This window comes from Streptomyces sp. NPDC043746 (genome assembly GCF_056436485.1).
Window position 1 is genome coordinate 1 of the sequence record NZ_JBWKCM010000073.1, and the last position, 1,348, is coordinate 1,348.

Here is a 1,348-nt window from a genome sequence, read left to right on the forward strand (position 1 = left end):
GGGTGCGGGTCTGTCAAACGAACGGTGTAGCTGGGGTGGTTGAGGGTTACTGCTGGGCTGCGGAGAGGCGGCCGTCGAAGGTGATGTCGAAGGCGTTCAGGGCGGTCTTCCAGCGCATGGTCCAGCGGGCCTGTCCCTTGCCGGTGGGGTCGAGCGACATGATGGCCATGTAGACGCACTTCAACGCGGCCTGCTCGTTGGGGAAGTGGCCGCGGGCCTTGACCGCCCGCCGGATCCTGGCGTTGACGGACTCGATCGCGTTGGTGGTGCAGACGATGCGGCGGATCTCGGTGTCGAAGCGGAGGAACGGGGTGAACTCCTCCCAGGCGTTCTCCCACAGCTTCACGATCGCCGGGTACTTCTTGCCCCAGGCATCAGCGAACTCGGCGAACCGCTCCAGTGCGGCCTCCTCGGTCGCCGCCGTGTAGACGGGCTTGAGGACCTTCGCGATCTTGTCCCAGTCCTGCCGGGCGGCATAGCGGAAGGAGTTCCGCAGCAGGTGGACCACGCAGGTCTGGACGGTCGTTCGCGGCCAGACGGTCTCGACGGCGTCGGGCAGGCCCTTGAGCCCGTCACGTACGAGCATGAGGACGTCGTTCACGCCGCGGTTCTTGATCTCGGTGAGGATGTGCATCCAGTGCTTGGCGCCCTCGCCGCCGTCGCCGGCCCACAGGCCGAGGATGTCCCGCCGGCCCTCGGTGGTGACGGCCAGGGCCACGTAGATGGGCCGGTTGGCGACGGCGCCGTCGCGGATCTTCACGTGGATCGCGTCTGTGAAGACCACCGGATAGACCAGGTCCAGGGGCCGGTTCTGCCATTCGGCCATGCCGTCCATGACCTTGTCGGTGATCGTCGGGATCGTCTGACGGGAGACGTCGGCGCCATAGACCTCCGCCAGGTGGGCTTGGACCTCGCCGGTGGTCAGGCCCTTCGCGGACAGCGAGATGACCATCTCGTCCCCCCGGACAGGCGCTTCTGCCGCTTCTTCACGATCTTCGGCTCGAAGGAGCCGTCACGGTCCCGGGGCACGACTATCTCCACCGGGCCGACGTCCGTCAGGACGGTCTTCGCGCGGGTGCCGTTGCGGCTGTTCCCGCCGTTCTTCCCCGCCGTATCGTGCTTGTCATAGCCGAGGTGATCGGTTATCTCGCCCTCCAGGGCGGACTCCAGCAGCCGCTTGGTCAACTGCTGAAGCAGGCCGCCCTGGCCGGTCAGCTGCAGGCCCTCGGCCTGGGCACGGCCCACCAACTCGTCGATCAGCTGGTCGTCTACCGCCCTCGACGGTTTCGGCTCAACCGTCTCGACGGACTCGGCCTCGTTCACGTTGTCGCTGGTCATCGGCGCATCT

At 66.8% G+C, this 1,348-nt stretch carries 1 pseudogene; it reads right to left on the bottom strand.

Annotated features, from left to right (window positions below):
• Nucleotides 1–46: 46 nt before the first annotated feature.
• A pseudogene (locus AC0682_RS31490) lies at nucleotides 47–1,338 on the bottom strand (IS256 family transposase).
• Between the last annotated feature and the right edge of the window lie 10 nt (nucleotides 1,339–1,348).